The organism is Winogradskyella sp. ABM4_392 (assembly GCF_056160445.1).
Window position 1 is genome coordinate 1,200,102 of sequence record NZ_JBSWXE010000001.1, and the last position, 19,348, is coordinate 1,219,449.

Annotated in this window: 23 protein-coding genes; 9 read left to right on the forward strand and 14 right to left on the reverse strand. The window is 31.8% G+C overall.

All coding sequences use genetic code 11. The features are described from left to right. The first annotated feature begins 3 nt into the window (after positions 1-3). From ACXAFS_RS05275 to ACXAFS_RS05290, 4 genes are all read left to right on the forward strand, one after another. Positions 4-672, forward strand: coding sequence for a bifunctional 4-hydroxy-2-oxoglutarate aldolase/2-dehydro-3-deoxy-phosphogluconate aldolase (locus ACXAFS_RS05275; protein ID WP_475305750.1), 669 nt, complete (start codon positions 4-6; stop codon positions 670-672). Positions 673-697: 25 nt separating this feature from the next. After that, positions 698-1,198, forward strand: a complete 501-nt coding sequence (locus ACXAFS_RS05280) for a LacI family DNA-binding transcriptional regulator (RefSeq protein ID WP_475305751.1) — start codon at positions 698-700, stop codon at positions 1,196-1,198. 27 nt (positions 1,199-1,225) lie between these two features. Next, complete coding sequence (locus ACXAFS_RS05285) at positions 1,226-2,053, forward strand: DMT family transporter (protein ID WP_475305752.1); 828 nt, start codon at positions 1,226-1,228, stop codon at positions 2,051-2,053. Between the two features lie 83 nt (positions 2,054-2,136). Continuing rightward, positions 2,137-2,970 carry a universal stress protein gene (locus ACXAFS_RS05290; RefSeq protein ID WP_475305753.1) on the forward strand — a complete coding sequence of 278 codons (834 nt, stop codon included), beginning with the start codon at positions 2,137-2,139 and terminating at the stop codon, positions 2,968-2,970. Between the two features lie 26 nt (positions 2,971-2,996). Here the strand turns inward: ACXAFS_RS05290 and ACXAFS_RS05295 are convergent, their stop codons facing one another. The 10 genes from ACXAFS_RS05295 to ACXAFS_RS05340 form a co-directional block, all read right to left on the reverse strand. After that, positions 2,997-3,656 carry a hypothetical protein gene (locus ACXAFS_RS05295; RefSeq protein WP_475305754.1) on the reverse strand — a complete coding sequence of 220 codons (660 nt, stop codon included), beginning with the start codon at positions 3,654-3,656 and terminating at the stop codon, positions 2,997-2,999. Positions 3,657-3,663: 7 nt separating this feature from the next. Beyond that, a complete protein-coding gene (locus ACXAFS_RS05300; protein ID WP_331810814.1) occupies positions 3,664-4,113 on the reverse strand; it encodes a hypothetical protein in 450 nt (149 codons plus the stop codon). A 69-nt stretch (positions 4,114-4,182) separates the two neighbouring features. Continuing rightward, entirely contained in the window at positions 4,183-4,635 is a 453-nt protein-coding gene (locus ACXAFS_RS05305) for an Hsp20/alpha crystallin family protein (RefSeq protein WP_475305756.1), read from the reverse strand. Positions 4,636-4,741: 106 nt separating this feature from the next. After that, a complete protein-coding gene (locus ACXAFS_RS05310; RefSeq protein ID WP_475305757.1) occupies positions 4,742-6,115 on the reverse strand; it encodes an MBL fold metallo-hydrolase RNA specificity domain-containing protein in 1,374 nt (457 codons plus the stop codon). Positions 6,116-6,117: 2 nt separating this feature from the next. Beyond that, positions 6,118-6,969 (reverse strand): ATP cone domain-containing protein, encoded by an 852-nt coding sequence (locus ACXAFS_RS05315; protein WP_475305759.1) that lies wholly within the window; start codon positions 6,967-6,969, stop codon positions 6,118-6,120. A 76-nt stretch (positions 6,970-7,045) separates the two neighbouring features. Then, a complete protein-coding gene (locus ACXAFS_RS05320) occupies positions 7,046-7,453 on the reverse strand; it encodes a hypothetical protein (protein ID WP_475305760.1) in 408 nt (135 codons plus the stop codon). 12 nt (positions 7,454-7,465) lie between these two features. Continuing rightward, a complete protein-coding gene (locus ACXAFS_RS05325; RefSeq protein WP_475305761.1) occupies positions 7,466-8,320 on the reverse strand; it encodes a universal stress protein in 855 nt (284 codons plus the stop codon). A gap of 42 nt (positions 8,321-8,362) precedes the next feature. After that, complete coding sequence (locus ACXAFS_RS05330) at positions 8,363-9,193, reverse strand: universal stress protein (RefSeq protein WP_475305762.1); 831 nt, start codon at positions 9,191-9,193, stop codon at positions 8,363-8,365. Positions 9,194-9,267: 74 nt separating this feature from the next. Next, the gene (locus tag ACXAFS_RS05335; protein WP_475305764.1) at positions 9,268-10,110 is read right to left on the reverse strand and encodes a universal stress protein; all 843 of its coding nucleotides are present in this window, start codon (positions 10,108-10,110) and stop codon (positions 9,268-9,270) included. Positions 10,111-10,129: 19 nt separating this feature from the next. Continuing rightward, positions 10,130-10,978, reverse strand: coding sequence for a universal stress protein (locus ACXAFS_RS05340; protein ID WP_475305766.1), 849 nt, complete (start codon positions 10,976-10,978; stop codon positions 10,130-10,132). On the opposite strand from ACXAFS_RS05340, the gene ACXAFS_RS05345 reads away from it, so the two are divergent. Then, a complete protein-coding gene (locus ACXAFS_RS05345; protein WP_475305767.1) occupies positions 10,977-11,120 on the forward strand; it encodes a hypothetical protein in 144 nt (47 codons plus the stop codon). The two genes, ACXAFS_RS05340 and ACXAFS_RS05345, sit on opposite strands and share 2 nt — an antisense overlap. A 390-nt stretch (positions 11,121-11,510) precedes the next feature. Here the strand turns inward: ACXAFS_RS05345 and ACXAFS_RS05350 are convergent, their stop codons facing one another. From ACXAFS_RS05350 to ACXAFS_RS05365, 4 genes are all read right to left on the reverse strand, one after another. Next, positions 11,511-11,897, reverse strand: a complete 387-nt coding sequence (locus ACXAFS_RS05350; protein WP_304141419.1) for a hypothetical protein — start codon at positions 11,895-11,897, stop codon at positions 11,511-11,513. A gap of 7 nt (positions 11,898-11,904) precedes the next feature. Beyond that, positions 11,905-12,753 (reverse strand): universal stress protein, encoded by an 849-nt coding sequence (locus tag ACXAFS_RS05355; protein WP_475305769.1) that lies wholly within the window; start codon positions 12,751-12,753, stop codon positions 11,905-11,907. A gap of 80 nt (positions 12,754-12,833) precedes the next feature. Then, a complete protein-coding gene (locus ACXAFS_RS05360) occupies positions 12,834-13,883 on the reverse strand; it encodes a response regulator (RefSeq protein WP_475305771.1) in 1,050 nt (349 codons plus the stop codon). Next, the gene (locus ACXAFS_RS05365; RefSeq protein ID WP_475305772.1) at positions 13,876-15,762 is read right to left on the reverse strand and encodes a PAS domain-containing sensor histidine kinase; all 1,887 of its coding nucleotides are present in this window, start codon (positions 15,760-15,762) and stop codon (positions 13,876-13,878) included. The genes ACXAFS_RS05360 and ACXAFS_RS05365 overlap by 8 nt, the downstream gene beginning before the upstream one ends. Before the next feature lie 128 nt (positions 15,763-15,890). On the opposite strand from ACXAFS_RS05365, the gene ACXAFS_RS05370 reads away from it, so the two are divergent. The 4 genes from ACXAFS_RS05370 to ACXAFS_RS05385 all read left to right on the forward strand — a co-directional run bounded on the left by ACXAFS_RS05370 (position 15,891) and on the right by ACXAFS_RS05385 (position 19,348). Next, on the forward strand, positions 15,891-16,265 hold the full coding sequence (locus tag ACXAFS_RS05370) for a tellurite resistance TerB family protein (RefSeq protein ID WP_475305774.1): 375 nt from the start codon (positions 15,891-15,893) through the stop codon (positions 16,263-16,265). Positions 16,266-16,360: 95 nt separating this feature from the next. Next, entirely contained in the window at positions 16,361-16,984 is a 624-nt protein-coding gene (locus ACXAFS_RS05375) for a WG repeat-containing protein (protein ID WP_475305775.1), read from the forward strand. Continuing rightward, positions 16,968-18,092: an efflux RND transporter periplasmic adaptor subunit gene (locus ACXAFS_RS05380; protein ID WP_475305776.1), complete on the forward strand. Its 1,125-nt coding sequence runs from the start codon at positions 16,968-16,970 to the stop codon at positions 18,090-18,092. The genes ACXAFS_RS05375 and ACXAFS_RS05380 overlap by 17 nt, the downstream gene beginning before the upstream one ends. Further along, the gene (locus ACXAFS_RS05385; protein ID WP_475305919.1) at positions 18,086-19,348 is read left to right on the forward strand and encodes an ABC transporter permease; all 1,263 of its coding nucleotides are present in this window, start codon (positions 18,086-18,088) and stop codon (positions 19,346-19,348) included. The genes ACXAFS_RS05380 and ACXAFS_RS05385 overlap by 7 nt, the downstream gene beginning before the upstream one ends.

Below are 19,348 nucleotides of genomic sequence, written 5' to 3' on the forward strand. Positions count from 1 at the left end.
ATTATGGCAAATTTTTCAAGATTAGAAGTAGCAGAAGTTATGAAGCAAACTGGCTTAGTGCCTTTGTTTTATAATGGAGATATAGAGGTTAGTAAAAAAGTAATTAAAGCCGTTTATGATGGAGGCGCAAGATTGCTTGAGTTTACTGCTAGAGGAGATTTTGCTCACGAAGTGTTTGGTGAGTTAAATAAGTATGTTCTTAATGAATTACCTGGTATGATTATGGGAGTTGGCTCTGTTACAGATGCTGCTTCAGCATCACGCTTTATGGCATTAGGAGCAAACTTTATTGTAACACCAGTTTTAAGAGAAGATATTTCAATTGTTTGTAATAGAAGAAAGGTAATGTGGTCTCCTGGTTGTGGCTCATTAACCGAAATTTGTAGAGCTGAAGAGCTAGGTTGCGAAATTGTAAAATTATTTCCTGGAGGTATTTACGGACCAGGATTTGTAAAAGCAATAAAAGGTCCACAACCATGGACAAGTATAATGCCTACTGGTGGTGTTGCGCCAACTAGAGATAATCTAGAAGGTTGGTTTAAAGCTGGTGTAACCTGCGTTGGTATGGGTTCTAAGCTTATTGCTAAGGAGGCTGATGGTAATTACGACTTAGCAAAAATTAAAGCAGATACAAAAAATGCAATTACAATTATTAAAGAATTAAAAGCTTAGAGTATTGAAGACTTCGAGAATTACAATGAAAGAACTTTCAGAGCTCTCTGGATATTCTGTTTCAACAGTATCTAAAGCGCTTAATGGTAAGCAAGACATTAGTCCGGATGCTACAGAGTATATAAAGTCACTAGCAAAGAAATTTAACTATGTACCAAATAAATTTGCTTTGGCCTTACGTGGTATTAAAACAAAATCTATTGCTATTGTAATTCCCGAAGTCACTTTAAGTCACTACAGCAAAATACTTTACTATCTCCAAGAAATTGCCGAGATAAAAGGATATCGAGTTCTTCTTTTTCAGACATTTCATTGTTCTAAAAAGCAAAATAAGTGTATTAATAGTCTCAACGATGGCTCTATTGATGGAGTATTTTTAGTTTCTGACACTGAAAATAATTTAAGAGTTAATAAGCTAAAGAATACTCCTCTTATACAATTAGGTGTAAATCAATTTCATTCAAGTGAAGAAATAAAAGAATTGTCTTCCTCTGGTTTTAATACCTTTTTAAGGCTAGATTGCTAGTTAAATTATAACATCACATAAAAGCTAATGAAGAAGGCAATTTTATATATGGTTATTAGTGCCTTAGCATTTACACTATTAAACGTATTTGTAAAATCTTTAGAACAATTTAGTGTATATCAGATTGTGTTTTTTAGAGCATTGGGTTCTTTGTTTTTTACACTTCCTTTTTTATTAAAAAATAAAATTTCTGTTTTCGGTAATGAAAAGAAATTATTGATATTTAGAAGTGTTTTTGGCTTAGCTTCAATGCTGATGTTTTTCCTGTCTATAAGATACATCACCATGGGAACTGCAGTATCTATTAGATACATTGCTCCAATATTTGCTTCAATTTTTGCTGTTTTTCTTTTAAATGAAAAATTAAAACCCATTCAATGGGTGTTTTTAGCTTTTGCTTTTTCTGGTGTTTTAGTGTTAAAAGGATTTGGTGAAAATCTAAAAATTGAAGGTATGGTATTTGCTATTATTTCATCCATATTTGCAGGCCTTGTTTATATTACTATTAGAAAAATAGGTGATAAAGACCACCCTGTTGTTGTGGTTAATTATTTTATGTTTATATCTACTATAATTGGTGGCTTACTCTCTATTAATAATTGGACTACACCAATTGGTTACGAATGGCTAATATTAATGAGCCTTGGTGTATTTGGTTATTTTGCACAGTTATACATGACAAAAGCTATGCAAATAGGCGAAACCAATCAAATAACACCCTTTAAATACCTAGAGGTTGTTTTTACTACAGTCGTAGGTTTGGTCTGGTTTGGTGAGTCTTACAGCTTTTATATCATCTTAGGAATGTTAATTATAATTACCGGATTGAGTCTGAATTTAAGAGTGAAAAAATAATTGGATTTTAGCTCAAATGGTTTATCTCTAATAATCTGACTAAAATCATACTAAATTTAGATAATGATTATTAAATTTAGTTTATGAGAAATATATTATTACTTACTGACTTTTCAGATAATTCTATTAATGCCTTACACTACGCTTTAAAGTTGTTTAGTGGCACTACTTGTAATTTCATTGTATTGCATGTTGAAGTAGCCAATACGTTTTTAACTGATGATTTAATGGCAGCCGGAAATAAAAGTATCTATGATTCATTAGTGAAAAAACCCAAAAACAGATTAAAAAAAGTCGTTTCAGATTTAGACGAAGCATCTAAACAAGAAAATTTCAATTTTGAGATGCTAATAGACCATGATGTGTTTGTAGATTCAATTAATCAAGTGGTAGTATCTAAAGAAATAGATTTAATTGTTATGGGAACCAATGGTGTTACTGGTGCTAAAGAAGTCATATTTGGTAGTAATACTATAAATGTTATCAGAAAGGTTGTATGCCCAACACTCGTAATCCCTGAGGATTTTGAATATACATCTCCAAAAGAAGTTTTATTACCGCTAGATTTGAATGATTCTATAAGTGGTAATGCTTTTGAGAATCTCTTGACTTTTACAAAATCATACTCTGAAAAATTACATCTATTACGTGTAAAACCAGACAATGAAGTTTCAACAGAGGAATTAAAAGATCAACACCATCTAGAAACATATTTGAGTGGTTTTAACTACGAATATCACGTCGTTAGCGATGCGTTAATGGATCATGTAGTAAATTCCTATACACAAACACATAATATAGATTTAATTACTTTATTGGTTCAGAAAGAAAGTCTTTTTGAGAGATTCTTTACAGGCTCGTCAACTACTGAGATTAGTAAGAAACTTAAAGTACCATTACTGGTGTTTCATGTATGATATATTATCCTCAAATAATAATAATATTAACTAATTTTCTTTTGTTTGCTTAATGCGATTGGGTTTAATAGCTGCTCAGCTTCTAAGGCTTCAATCATTAATTCTATATAATCATTTACTGTTTTGTCTATAGATTGTGGATCTACTATGTTTATTGAACCTTTCCACAGCAATTCTCTTTCTTTGGTTGGGCAGATACAGAATACAGAGGTTTCTGCATGGTAAACCGTATACTCTTCATAATACTCAGGATTATAAAAACTATCCTGATATCTTAAATAATCTTCTTTAAATTTTATAAAGGTTTCATCGTATACATCAAAGTTTTTGGTATATGCTATTTTATCTTCAGAGCCTACTACTTTTGAAAAAATGATGGTATCAAATCCACTTTGTAAAAGCTGTTGTTCCAAACTATCTAATTCATTTTGGTTCAGCTTTTCGGTTTTAAAGGATTTAGGAAAAACTTCAAAACTTGTATAAGCATCTGTACCTCGCATTAAAAATTCTTCTTTTAGCTTATTCTCAAATTTTTGCTTGGCCTCAATATTAGATGTAATACCAACAACTAAAACTTTAGAAGGAGCATAGGATTCTATTTCCGGATTTTTCCAGCTATCAGTTAACTGTGTTGAGGTACAGCTACTTACAAGTGCTGTTAAAAGTAGAATAATCAGCTTTTTCATAATAGGTCTATTTCTTGTCTAATAGTCGATTTTGCTTACCTTCTTTCATAACCATCTTTATAAGGTTAAAAAGTTTGGTTTTTGTAGTTCTGTAGCGCTTTCTAAACTCTTCTACAAGCTCGGTAAGATTACGATGTTCTTTTTTATAGGCTGTTTCTTCCTTAATCTGGTCTATACCATCTACCATAATAGATAGTTCTTTTTCATGAGATTTAACAGCATTGATTAAGGTTTGAGTTTGTTCAACAATTTTAGTGAGTTTATCTATTAATCGTTTACTTTCTTCAAAATGATTGTTGTCTAAAATCTGAAGTGTATACGAACGAATTAAGTCTTCAAAAAACCATTGCTCTTCTTTACAAAATTCTAATTCCGAAAGCCATTTTTTAGATTCAAAGTGCATCTCATCTGCACTTAACCATTCGGTATGTTTGGCATTTGTATGTATCGTTTTCATGATTCAAAAAATTTAAAACAGCAGAGTGTATTATCCATAAAACATACACTCTGCCTTAATTAAGAGATTTTAGATAACTTCAACCTTTTTAGGTTGTTGTGTTTTAGCTTCTTCTTTTTTAAGAAGATTAAGCTTAAGGATACCATTTTTATAGGTGGCCTTAACCTCTTGGTCTGTGTTAACAGATTTAGGTAGGGTTATAGATCTTTTAAAAGAGTTATAGCTAAATTCTTTGCGTGTAAAGTCTTCTTCTTTTTCTTCTATTTCATGTTTTTTCTCACCACACACGTTAAGAATGTTTTCATCTATAGTTACCTCAAAATCTTTTTTATTGAAACCTGGAGCTGCAAACTCAATTTCAAAATCATCATCGTGTTCTTTAACATTCATAGCTGGCATTAAGCTATCTTCTTCAAAAAAGTCGTTGTTAAAGAAATCGTCGCTGCTTAAAAAATTTTTTAAGCCTTCATTTGTCCAACTAGGGAACAAGCGTCGTCTGTTGTTAAATTTAATTAGTGACATAGCTCTAAATTTTTAGTGTTAAACTTCGATTTTACTATTCCTAATTTACTGAGCTAATGGTGATTCTGAAATGATTTTAATCAGTTTGAAGCGTGTTGTTTTTAAATTAAATAATTAGCTTTTCTACATCAGTCAACTGTGGAATTTTTACATGCCAACCATACGTGTTTTTAATTTTAGTCCTAAAGGCATCTAAAGCTGTAGGCTCTCCATGAATGAGATAAACCATTTCTGGAATGTTTTTAATGGTTTTCATCCAATTGAGTAAATCCTCTTGATCTGCATGTGCCGATAAGCTTTCAATAGTTTTTATTGTGGCTTTAACTGGATAGTATTTTCCAAAAAACCGAATTTCGTGCACACCTTCTTTTAGTTGTCGTCCTCTGGTGCCTTCGGCTTGATAACCAACCAAAAGTACAGTAGTTGAAGGTTCATCTATAAGTTGTTGTAAGTAGGTGAGTACGCGTCCTCCGGTAACCATACCACTACCTGCAATAACAATTTTAGAGCGTTTATCATCTATAGTCTCCCATGTTTCTCTGTAGGACTGTACGATGTTAACATGATTACACATCGCGTAGTATTCTTCAGTTGTTAACCTATGCCAGTTAGGGAAGTGTTTAAAAACATCGAGGACATTGTTGCCCATAGGACTATCTATAAAAATAGGAATGTTTGGGATTCTTCGTTGTTTATACAATTGCCATAGAATGTACATTAAAGTTTGTAAACGCTCTACTGCAAAACTAGGTATAATGAGATTGCCTTTTTTGTTAATCGTTTCTTTGATGATGTTCTCTAAAATAGTTTCTACATCCTCTTCCGGATGTAACTTATTGCCATAGGTACTTTCAATAAACAGATAGTCTGCCCATTCTGGTGTTTTAGGGTTTTTGAGTAGGTAATCGTTAGTGCGTCCTATGTCTCCAGAAAATACAAACCGTTTACCATCAATATCTAATTCTATAAATGTGGCACCAATGATATGACCATTGTATTGAAATCGATAGGAGATGTTTTTAGTCAATGAAATCCATTTATCATCTTCTTCTGCATGAAATAACTTAATAGTCTGTTCCGCTTCTTCAACAGTATAAAACGGTAAAGCAGGCTTGTGTTTTGTGTATTTTTCTTTATTGGCTTTTTCTGCTTCTTCTTCGTGAATTTTAGCACTATCTTTTAGAATAATTTCGGCAATGGCAAGTGTAGGTGCTGTACCAACAATTTTACCTCTAAAGCCTTGTTTTAAAAGTCTTGGTAAATAGCCAACGTGGTCTAAATGTCCATGCGTTAAAAGAACAATATCAATGGACTTAACATCGATAGGAAGATTAGACCAGTTAAGTTCTCTCAACGTTTTTAAACCTTGAAACATCCCACAGTCTATCAAAATATTTTGCTCTGAGGTTTCTAACAAAAATTTTGACCCTGTGACTACGCCAGAAGCACCTAAAAAATTAACCTTTACAAACTTTTCCATGTCTATTCAGTTTTAATTGTACATAGATCTGCGATTTCTTTAAGTATTTTTTCTTTTCTGGCATCAGAAATTCCTAAATGATCTAGATAGAATTTATCGTGTATTAATTCTCTGCATAAAACCACATTTCTACTTAATAAAAATTGTTTTTCTCTGTTTGATAATAATGTGGATACAGTAATTGGATATAATCCTAAACGGTCAATTCGGTCTTTTAATCCGTTGTTTTCAGGATAGTCCCAACTTAGTAAGTAGAGCCCACAACATTTACTGTATTGTATGGCATCTTCTGAGAATCTGGTGTTGGTAACAACCCAACCTTTGGTTAGTGCAGTTCCGTTTTTTGGATTCGTATTCCAATGTGCTTTAACATCTTGGTAGCGCGAGTTAATGTATAATGGTATTTTTACATTACAGTTAATACCTTGTTCACCATGAAATTTACATTCAATGATTGTAGTTTCATTGTCTTTGTGCGCAACAACATCAATCTCGTGCGTTACACATTTACCTTGTAAAACTTCACCAATTTTTACTTTGTAACCAGAATATTTTAATATTGCTCCTACGAATCGCTCAAAAGGAAAACCTGTTGGGCCTAACTCATAAATTGCCTTTTTGAGTTTGTATTTAGAGGCGAAATGACTTTTCTTTTTCTTTAGTAAAGCAAAAGCTCTGTTATAAATTTCTTTTGTAGAAATACCTTGGTAAAGCTTGTCTCTAACTTTATCTATAATCTGGTCTATAGTCACTTTATCTGCACCAGTTCGTTTTAAAGAAGATCGTAACTTATTAAGTGAAAATTTTACTCTATCACCAGATGATTTGGTTATAATGATGCTTTCGTTTTCCATTTTTATTCATTTAAAAAAAGCTGCCAAAACATAATTGGCTCTGGCAGCTTTACTGACTAATAAAATTTGCTGGAAACTAATTCAACTTAAAATAATCACGAACCCAAGCGATTATCTGATTGTTGGTCATGCTATCAGTTTTTACAACATCTTTTACTTTTGTGTTTAGTGCATTATAGTTTTTGTCTAATTCTTTTTTGAACCTTTCGTTTGTGCCAGCAGGTCCAAAAATGACTAATGCATCAGTATCTTTTATGTCCTCGACAATATTTTTGAAATACTGCTTAAATTGATGTTTCTCTTTCTCTAAATATTTACTGTCCTTTATAACGTCTTGAGGTCCACTTTTAAATCTCTGACCAGATCCTCCTTTGGCTTTAAAATGTTCAATTTCGGACTGTACGGTTGAGAAATTCTCTTTTCCGTTATCTATCTTCACTATGTGTGCTTTGTCTTTGTCTATCCAAACTCCTGTATACTTCATGATGGTGTAATTTTAATTTCTTAGGTCGTGCATAGCTAAAATCGGGACATTGAGATGAAATGATATTTCCTTAACCAATGGGCTAGAAAGTATGCTGCCAAAAAACTTATGTTTTTTATTAATAAATGCTACCATATCACTTTCTCTACTTTCAACAAATACATTGATTGCTGCAATTACTGAATTGTTAGACAAGGTATGGTGCTTATATGTTGTACCTTCTAGTATTTCTTCTAGAAGTGCCTTATTTTCTTTTTGAGAATCATCTAATTCATCTTGCTCTTTAACATGCAAGACAATGATTGATGCATCCGACTTTTTAGCAATATCAGTAAGGTAAACCAACTCTCTGCGTTTGTATGGCACTTCAAAACCTGTCGGAAATACTATTTCTTTTGGAAGCTTTATTTCAGCTTCCACAGGTACTACAATCACTGGGCAATTACGAACTTTTTCCATTACATATATTGCAGTACTACCAAAGGCCGTAGCTCTAGAGTGTGTTTCACCTTTTGTACCCATAATTATCATTTCAATATCCTTTTTGTCCACGATGTCTTTAATGGCATCAATAGTGTTATTAAACATCGAAACGGTTTTGAAATGATGTTTTGGATTGTCTTTCTTTGTTAGTACAAGCTTATCTAAAATTTTAGCCAGTCCGTTCTCAGAATCCCATTTTTTAGATTCATATATGTCGCTTCCAGATTGTGGTTTCATTAAGCTTTCAACTAAATTTCCGGTGGCCGAAAACACATTTAGGATATAAAAATCTGTAGGTTCATTTTTAAATAGCTCGGTAGCATAATCTATGGCATGCCAAGCATTGTCCGAAAAGTCTGTTGGTAATAATATCTTATGCCTCATGATTCTATGTTTTAAGTTGTTGTACTTTCAGCCAATCGTTCACTAAGCTGAGGACGGAATTACAAAAAATGGTATTGTAGCATGGAAGCCTATCTTCTTAATTACAGGCTCATTAATTATACTTTCTATAAAACTGTGCTCATAGTTTATCATTACTAAAATGTCTATGTTAAGCTCTTCTATAAAGTCGTTTATTGCATTTTCTTTCTTTGTGTAATCTGGCATCCAATGGAAAGTATGCGGATTATCTTCTAAATAAGCTTTTAGCATTGCCAGATTGTAATCTTGCTGGTGACTCAGATTTTTTTCTTCGTTAATATGTAATATTCTAATCTTAGAATCGTACAGTTTTGATAGGTTTTTTAGAGGAAGCAACTCTTCGCCATAAAATCGATTAAAATCTGTTGGAAATGCAATTTGTTTTGGCTCCTCAAAGTCAAACTCATGAGGAATTAAAAGAATAGGGCAAGACTTTACATGCTTTATGATTTTTACAGTGTTGCTACCCATAAATATTTCTTTGGCACCAGTAGCTCCTTTGGTTCCCATTACAATAATATCAATCTTGTATTTAGTGATAGCCATATCAATGGCATCATCCATGGCATCCACACTGAGTAAGATCTCAAAATTATGATTGAGGTTGTCGTTTGCTCTTTCTGCCATGTCTTTGAGTTCTAGCAACTCCTGCTTTGCATTATCTGCCATAGATCTCAATAACTTGTTTGAAATGTTAGACATCGCAGAGGCTTTCATTTTATAAGAATGCAAAAAATAGAAAGTACATTCTTCCTTCTCGTAGAGTTTAAGTGCATAAACGGCTGCACACCAGGCATTATCTGAAAAATCCGTTGGTAATAGTATTTTTTTCATGGCGAGTAGCTTTAGTTCACTAGCAAAAGTTACTGTTAACTTTTGCATTTTGAAATGATAATAATCAGTCTTATTTATAGTTGTGACGGAATAACCATAAACGGAACATTAAGATGAAAACCTATGTGTTTTATATTGGATTTAAAGAATAGATTTTCAAAAAATGAATGCTTATTGTTAATCATCACCAACAAGTTGATTCTTGTTTTTATCTGAAATTCTGTAATTGCTTCTGGTATATTTTGGTTTTTAATATTGTGGAAAAGATGCGCAATACCTTTAAACTTTGCTTCAAGTTTTTGTCGGTTGGTTTCTTGTCTTTTAGTTAAAGCTTCACCATAGTGCACATGCATAATATTAACACGAATGTTATACAGATTAGCAATATCTAAAAGAGGTTGTAAGTGCTGATCTTTAAAATCTATTTCATAGTCTGAAGGGAACAAGAGTTCGTGTGGTTTTTCAAAATCAAAATCGCTAGGAATTGCAATTACAGGACATTTAGCACTGTTAAGTACATGCATGGTGTTAGAACCAAACAAAACTTCTTTAACACCAGATGCACCTTTGGTTCCCATAATTATTAGATCCATTACATTGCCTTCGTACAATTCGCTTATTTCACCAGTAAGTGTATTAAAAGATGAAATGGTTGTAAATTGATGGTTAGGATTAGGGAACTCAGCTTCAATTTTTTCTACTAAATCCTGAAGCCTTTTTTTGCTGGTTTCTTTTACAGTCTCCATAAGTTGAAACTGAGGTTCGCTAGATTGCATAAACTCAACCTGATAAACAACAGGAGTATAGGTGTTTAGTAAAATGAAATTACATTTTTCATTTTTATATAGTTGTAATGCGTATGTAATGGCATTCCATGCATTATCTGAAAAATCCGTTGGTAATAGTATTTTTTTCATGATAATTGATTTTAAAAAATTAATAGCGTCTAATATTTTGTAGAGCCAAAAACGGAATATCAATTCTCAGCGTTATTTCATCTAGTTTAGACTTAAAGAATATGTTTTCAAAAAATGAGTGTCTTGTATTAACCATAACTAGCATATCTACATTATTTTCATCTATGTAATTACAAATAGCGTCTGTAATACTCGAATCTTTAACAGTCTTGAAATTAATCTCGTTTTTGCAAAGTTCATCCTTAACAAAGCTTTGGTTATTCTGTTGTCTCATGGATAGTTTGTCACTGCTAGAAACATACAGCATATCTATAACAGATCTGTATGGTGCAGCAAGCTCGCATAGTAATTTCAGTTCTCTTCTCTTATAAGGAATAAGGTAATTGGTAGGGAAGAGGATATGTCTTGGTTGAATACCTACATAATGTTCTGGTATGGCTAAAACAGGACACTGAACGTATCTAAGAACCTGAAGCGTATGACTTCCAAAAGTTAATTTTTTATCGTTAGTATTGCCACGAGTTCCCATAACGATAATGTCTATATTTTCTTCGTCTACAATCTTGTCTGCTTCATCTACCAACATGTTATTTGCAGAAATAATTGAATAGCTATGTCTTGGGTTTGGAGAAATTTCCTTTATGTCTTTTAAGACCTTATCAAGATTAGATTGCGATTTGTCTGCAATGCGTTTTGTAACTTTTACAAGAGTTTCCTCCTTGATGAGTTCTTCATCTTCAAAAATTTCATCTTGGTAAGCATGCATAATAAAAAACCTGCTTTTGTCGTATTTAAACAACTCAGAAGCGTATTTTAATGCATTCATTGCATTGGCGGAAAAGTCTGTTGGGATTAGAATATTTCTCATGACAAATTCATTTTATAGCTTATTAAAGCTAAGGTATTTAGCATCATTTTACAATGATATTTATCATACAATTCAACTAGGAAATTTTAATGAGATAAAAGGTCAAAAAGAAACAGGAAGCATTAACTTCCTGTTTCCGTAAAGTGTTTAATTCTATAATTCACCTCTTATTTTGAAAACCCTAAATTCCTCTGACTACAAAGAATTATAATGGATCGCTTTTTTATTCAACCAAAGCATTAAACACTTTTTTTACATTCATAAACCCTTAATAAAATATGAATGCTTTTACTAAGAATTTTTGCGCTTTTATTGTAACATAGTAAATATAATTATTGAGCCTGTTTTGTAAAATGAGGAATATCAGTTTTGGTATTAAATTATCAGAATGTATGTATCAAAAAAAGCCAGAGGTTGCTCTGGCTTTTTTCGTGATTAATAGCACGTGATGTTAAATTTCCCTATGTTTTAATATCACGTGCTAAACATAAATAACCTCTTAGTTTTATAAAATGATAATTATCAATTTTGGCTAATATGGAATTATTTGATAAACGATATTTAATAAAAACAGACCAATTAAAAATAGCAGCATATAAATAAGCTGAACCATTTTAACGTTGGTTAATATTAACCACGACACGGTTTTGTTAGGAAAAATAAACAGTGCCAAACCAGAAAATAGAAAAGACCATCCTATTAAAGTAATAACCAGTTTGTAATTTAATTCCCAATAGTTATGTAAAATTACGGTAGTTAGTCCTAGCGTAATACAGATAAAGGCAGCCAGGATTAAAAACTTTTCATCTTTAAGATTGTTAAAAATCTGTTTTATGCGTTTTGGATTAAAGCTTAGTATAAAAAAGAATATGATAAGATACCAGCCCCAAAATTTTGTAAAGAATAGTGAATTTTCCATGGTTTTATTAATTTTTTTCGTGTAATACTAATAATGGTTTGTCTGTGTGATAGCTTACCTTTTCAACTCTACTATGAAAGAATATTTGTTGAAAATAGTTAAGGTTTTTTGCCACCATACATATAAGATCTACGTCTCTACTTTCTACAAAACATTGCACAGCATCTTCTACTTTTTTGTTTGTGAGATAATGAAAACTACTTTTAATACCTGTAAAGTAGTCTTTTAATAATGTTATGTTCTGATTTAACTCTTCCTCTAAATGCGCTTTGTTCTTGTTAATATGAAGTATTCTAAGAAATGCTTTAAAATGCTCTACAATATCTAATAAAGGATGTAAAATATCTAGATTGTAGGTGAGGTTTAAATCTGAAGGAAAAGCAATCTCTTTTGGTGGAACAAATTCTGCATTCTCTGGCACTGCAAGTGTTGTACATTTAACTTTGGTAATGACATCTGCAGTATTTGTACCAAGAATAATTTCATTTAGACCAGAGGCACCTTTTGTGCCCATAACGATAAAATCTATTTCCTTTTCTTTTACAATTCTTCGAATAGAGTCTATAAAAAAACCAGTTTCTGTTAGTACAAAGAATTTGTGCTTGTCTTTATTTGGTTTTAACTTAGAAATACGCTTTACAAAACTGCGCAACCTTTGTTTTGCTGGTTTAATATATGTGTTTTCTAGATAGTAAGAGTCTATGGTTAAAGTCTCATCTTGTGGAATAAAGTTGTTTAAACTGTTAACATGTAACAGGTAAAAACCACAATCAATAGCATTAAAAAAATGAATGGCATACTTAATAGCATTCCATGAGTTCTCAGAAAAATCCGTTGGTAAAAGCACATTTTTCATGATATTAATATTTTAATATCTTAAAATTAGGTGCTAAAAACGGTTTATAAAATGACTAGAATCATTTTAGATAATTGAGGTTACTTAATTTGCTTAAGACCATCAATATCTAAAACAACAATGTTTCTTCCTTCGGATTTAATCAGTCCTTGATTTTTAAAATTGGTTAATGTTCTGATAAAGGTTTCTGTTGCGATACCAGCAACACTTGCCAAATCATTTCTGGAGATTTTTATTGGATCATTAGGCCTTCGATTAATCTTTTCGGCAAATTGAAGAATTGTATTGGCTGTTTTCTTGTTTACTGAACTATATGCCATTTCTAAAAGCTGGTCTTTAAAATGCGATAAATCATCCGTTAGGTGATCGATTAAGGCTATGGCCAGTTTATTGTTATTCTTTAAAATTTCGGACAATTGTAATATTGATAAGCCAACTAATTTGGTCTTCTTTATTGCTGTGGCAGTTTCTTTATGTGGTAAGTTGTGGGTAAAAGATGTGTAGCCAAACAGATCGTCTTCTTTGTAAAGACTTGTTGCTAATTCTTTGCCTTTAGTATCTAACTTATGGCATTTTACAGCACCTTTGGTAATGAGATAAATAAAATTAGAATGGTCACCTTCTCTGTAAATGATATCTCCTTTGTTAAACGTAAACTCATTGCCATAATCGTCAAAGAAGTTCTTTAAGTCATTGAGGTTGATTAGTTCATCCTTCTCAGAGTAATTATGAACGTTATCTTGTTCTTTCTCCTTAAGGATACTGGCTTTAGCTAATCTGCTTTTAATGGCACTTACCAACTCGTCTTCTGTAAAAGGTTTAGTGATATAGTCATCTGCACCAAGATTCATACCTTTTCTAACATCTTGGTGTTCTGTTTTTGCAGATAGAAAGATAAAAGGAATATGTTTTGTCTTGTTGTTTTTGGTTACCTCATTTAAGACTTCATAACCATCGAGTTCTGGCATCATTATATCACAAACTATAATGTCTGGTATATTAATGTTTATAGATTTTAAGCCAAGTTTTCCGTTTGGAGCAGTAAAGACCTCAAAGTCTGAAAGCTCTAAAAGCTCGGCTATGTTTTCTCTTAAAACCGAATCATCTTCTATAAGTAAAACCTTAGTCATGTTTTGCCTTGTTTGGGATTTTTAGTGTTACTAATGTTCCTTTGTTCTCTTCACTCTCAATTTTAATATTTCCACCTAAATTTTCGAGATGCGTTTTTACAATGTTGAGACCAATTCCTGTTCCTTGTAAGTTGAGCACATTTTCGGCTCTGTAATAGCGCGTGAAAATATTTTCTAATTCTTTTTTTGGGATACCAATGCCATGGTCTTCAATCTCAAAAATAGTGTCGTTTTCATCTTGATGAATTCTAATGTCTATTGTCGAATTCTTACCTGAATATTTTATCGCATTCTGTAGAATATTGGACAAAATAATTTCAATAATTCTTTCATCCTGATGCATTTCTATATCATCGATATCATCAGGATAATTAATACGTTGCCCTTCTTTTAAAAGCATGTTAGAGTTGTAAACTACTTCATTTATAACCTTACTTAATTTAAAGTCTAAAAACGTATAATTAAAGGTTCCTGTTTCTAATCTTTCAATAGATAGAAAATCGTTTAAAATGGTGTTGAGATAATTTACCTTGTCTTTTAAGATGGTTAAATGTTTATCGCGCTTTGGTTGTTCTTCAGCTAGCTTATATTTTTCTAAAAGCATTAAAGATGTAGCTATGCCACTTAGAGGTGTTTTAAATTCATGCGATACGAGCGACAAGAACTTTGTTTTTAACTCATTAAGTTCTTTTTCTTTGCTTAATGCTTCTTGTAGTTGCAGTGTTCTTTCTTGTACTGTTTTTTCAAGTTTTATGGTGTAGTTTTTTTGTTCGGTAATATCTACAACTATGGCGACAAAAACCTTATTGTCTTTTAGTAGTGAAAGCTGTAAGTGTACCATAACAGGATAAGTAGAACCATCTTTTCTAACATGAATAGTTTCAAAATCTAGTTGCTCCTCTTGTTTTTTTAGAAGTTTGTTAATGTATTTTTTTCTAAAGGAAACTTCATTGATATTGGCTTTTATATCCACTGGAGTCATAGATTTTAGCTCATCCATAGTGTATCCAATATTTTTTAATGCACCTCTGTTTGCATTTATAAAGTGGAGCGTTTCAGCATCAAAAACATAAATCTCATTTAAAGACTCATTAAAAATTGTAGCTAAATGATTTTTTTCTTCTTCGGCTCTTACACGCTCAGTTACGTCATTTTGTACACCAATAAAATGAGTAACAACACCTCTTCGATTTGTTATAGGTGTGATGTATAAATCATTATAAAAAATAGTACCGTCTTTTCTATAATTTCTAAGTGTTGCAAGACAACTTTCACCATTTTTTATGGCCTTTCTTATTTTGGCTAATGCTTTTTGATCTCTATCATCACCTTGAAGGAATCTGCAGTTTTTATTTAAAATTTCTTCCTTGGTGAAACCTGTCAGCTTTTCAAAAGCAGCGTTATGATAGATAATAGGATTATCTGGTTTTAAGGCATCGGTAATAACAATTCCATTATTTGCAGAATCTAATGCCTTGGTTCTAAGCATAAAGTTAAATTCGCTCTCTTTTTGTTTAGAGATGTCCTTAACCAAAGCCATAACATAGGTTTTGTTGTATATGCTGTAAGGGTTGAGTTCTACTTCTATTGGTATAACATTGCCATCTTTTTTTAGGCCATAAACATCTGTGGTTTTACCCATTTTGCTGCGCTGATATTCTTCCATAAAGCGTTCTACATTTTTACTATGTGCTTTACGGAATTTTGTAGGAATAAGAACCTCTATTGACTTGCCTTTGATTTCGTCTTTGCTGTAACCAAAAATAGTTTCTACCATACCATTTGCTTCCATGATATGCTGCTTTTCGTCAACAATAATAACAGCTTCAGAGATGGCGTCTAGAAGAATATTGAATATTTCTTGGTCTTGTTTAATCATACCAAACAAGTGATTGGTGTATCCTTTAAAGATACGTAATTAAAAGCGATTATTTTATGATAATGATCAATATCATTCTTTATTTCTTAAGATTTAAATACCTTAGTTTATAGCTAATTTTAATTAAGATGAATAAGGACTTTTTAATTCATTTAGGATATGTGTTTTACGCCATTGCCAAGGCAGATGATAACTTGTCTTTTGAAGAATACGTAAAGTTATCTCAAAGTCTAAAAAAACGATGGCATCATCTTGCTGAAGCAGAAAGAGAGCTGATAAAAAATCAGTTTAATGCATTACAGAAAGTAAACATGTCTGCCGAAGATAGTTTTTCAGTTTTTATTGAGTTTCTACACAGAAATCCTAAGTTGTTTACAGAAGAATTAAAAAAACTTATCCTTAAGACTGGTAATGAGATTGCGTATGCGTTCGCCAAAATCAATAAATCTGAACTAAACTTTATGGCTAAACTGAGCCTAGAGTTTAAGAAATTATCACAATAAATACTTTGGTTCTAACTCGTAAGATTGACCAAAATCATTTTATAATATTGTCTTCAGTATTAGCTTTATAGAGTTAATCTTTAAAGCAAATAATCATGAAAAAGTTGATAGTAGTACTGGTTGTTTTTATGATGTTACCATTAATGGTAATATCTCAAGATGTAAAAAATATTGATTTTATTTCACCATTTTATGATGGACTAGCAGCTATTGAAAAGAATGGAGAATGGGCTTTTATTGATGAGGTAGGCAACATAGTTGTAGACTATAGAAATGATGTGGTTTTAAATAGTTTTGGTGATGAGAGCTACCCTGTTTTTAACTCAGGCAGATGTTTAATAGTAAAAGAGGTAAAAGGCATTTCATACTTTGGATTTATTAACAAGGAAGGTAAGACTATCATTGAGCCTCAATTTTTGAATGCTACAAATTTCCATAACCAAATGTCTATTGTTTTACAACTTCATGAGAATATTATAGGTGAAAATGACATTTTAGATAAAAGAATGGTAGAATATAGCTATATCATGAATGTTATAGATATAAATGGCGAAGCAATAATGTACCTTTCTGAAAAACCAACGCATATTACCTTATCTAAAGATTATGTTGGAGTTCCTCCTAAGATTGGAGCAAAGTTTATTTCAGAAAAGCTTATAGCAATAAAGCATGATGATAATAAATGGATTATAAGAAAAGTCGATGAATCTAATCAATAAATGCAGATACAAATCTGTAATTGGGAGTCACTTAGCGTTGCTTACAATAATACTCACCTTTTCGTACTCCTGTAATCAGAATAGGAAAACAATTCAGCCTGAGTATAGAGAACTTACAGAATCGGTTTATGCCTCTGTTACAGTTCAGCCAGATAGTTTATATCAGGTCTATGCTATTGTATCTGGTATTTTAGATAAGAACCTAGTTGAAGAAGGAGATACTGTTGTAAAAGAGCAAAATATAATACAGGTTATTAATAATGCTCCTAAGCTGAATGCTCAAAATGCAAAGCTTCAATTAGAGTTGGCTCAAGAAAATTATAATGGTAGAGCAGCAGTTCTCAAAAGTATTGAAGATGAAATTGTCTCTGCTACTTTAAAGTATAAGAATGATTCCATTACTTATTTTAGACAAAGTAATCTTTGGAATCAGCAAATAGGCTCCAAGGCTGAATATGATGCCAAGAAGTTAAATTATCAACTTTCAAAAAACAATCTTCAGTTAATAAAAAGTAGATATCATCGTACAGAAAGTGAATTGCTTACAGCTCTTAAACAATCCAAAAATAACTTTGAGACAACCCAAATAGCTAGTAAAGATTTTACTGTTAGTAGTAAGATAAATGGTAAGGTCTATGCTTTATACAAGGAACCAGGCGAAATCGTTAATACCATGGAGCCATTAGCTGCATTAGGTAGTAAAGATCGTTTTGTTATTGAAATGCTGGTAGATGAGGTAGATATAGTAAAAGTAAAGACCAATCAACTTGTTATAGTAACTTTGGATGCCTATGGCGCCAATATTTTTAAGGGAATAGTATCTCGTATTTTACCTAAAAAGGATGAACACAACCAAACCTTTACAGTTGAAGCCTTTTTTAACGACCAACCTGCCACATTGTATCCTGGATTATCTGGTGAAGCAAATATTATCATAGCAAAAAAAGATAGTGTACTAACCTTGCCTATATCTTATATTAGAGAAAATTATGTTGAAACTGAAAATGGCTTACAAAAAGTTGAAATAGGTTTGCAAAACATGGAATATGTAGAAATTATTTCTGGTATTAATGCAGATACTAAAGTTTATAAACCAGATGAATTATGAATTGGCCAATAATATTAAATATTGCCAAAACACACTTAATTACTAAGATTAAGCAGACGTCTACTGCAGCTTTGGGAGTCACTTTTGGTATTGGTTCTTATATTACATTAGTTTGTTTTATGACAGGATTAAATGCTATGCTAGATGATCTTATTCTTAACCAAACACCACATATCCACATTTATAATGAAATAGAGCCCTCAAAAAAACAACCAATTTCCTTATATCAAGAGTTGGAAAATAGTTTTAACGTCGTTCATTCAATAAAACCAAAGTTAGCTCAGAAAAAAATTCACAATGCTTTGCCTATAATTAATTTTCTAGAGCAGCAAGAAGATGTAAGAGGTGCATTGCCTCAGGTAAAAACACAGATTTTTTATATCGCAGGTTCAATAGAATTGGGTGGTAACATTACAGGTATAAGTCCTATGGATGAAGCTGAGTTTTTCAATTTCAATGATTATTTAGTTGATGGCTCAGCCAAAGATTTACAAATCGCAGATAACGGAATTTTACTTGGTATAGGAATCGCTAAGAAAATGGCATTAAAAGTTGGTGACCGTGTACAGGTAAAACCAATTACTGGCGAAATATTTCCACTTAAAATTGTCGGATTTTACCAAAGCGGTATTACAGATTTAGACAATATTCAAAGCTTTGCCAGTATTAAGACCGTTCAGAAGTTATTGGGTAAAGCCGAAAATTATATCACAGATATTAATGTTAAATTAAGTGATATAAGTGTTGCAGAAACAATGTCAAAGCAAATCGAGTCTCAATTTAATCTTAGAGCAATTGATATAAAAACAGCCAATGCACAGTTTGAAACAGGTACTAATATTAGAAATCTAATAACGTATGCAGTATCTATTACACTTTTAATTGTAGCAGGATTTGGTATTTATAACATACTAAATATGCTAATTTATGAGAAGATGAATGATATTGCCATTTTAAAAGCAACTGGATTCTCAGGAAGAGATGTTCAAGCTATTTTTATGAGTCAGGCCATGATTATAGGTTTCGTTGGAGGTATTTTAGGATTGCTCATTGGTTTTGGTTTGGCACATTTAATTTCAACCATTCCATTTCAAACCGAAGCCTTACCCACAATAGAAACCTATCCTATAAACATGAATCCTTTATTTTTTATTATAGGCTTTTCTTTTGCAATGCTTTCTACTTTTTTGGCAGGCTATTTACCATCCAAAAAAGCTAAAAAGATTGATCCGGTTAAAATTATTAGAGGGCAATAA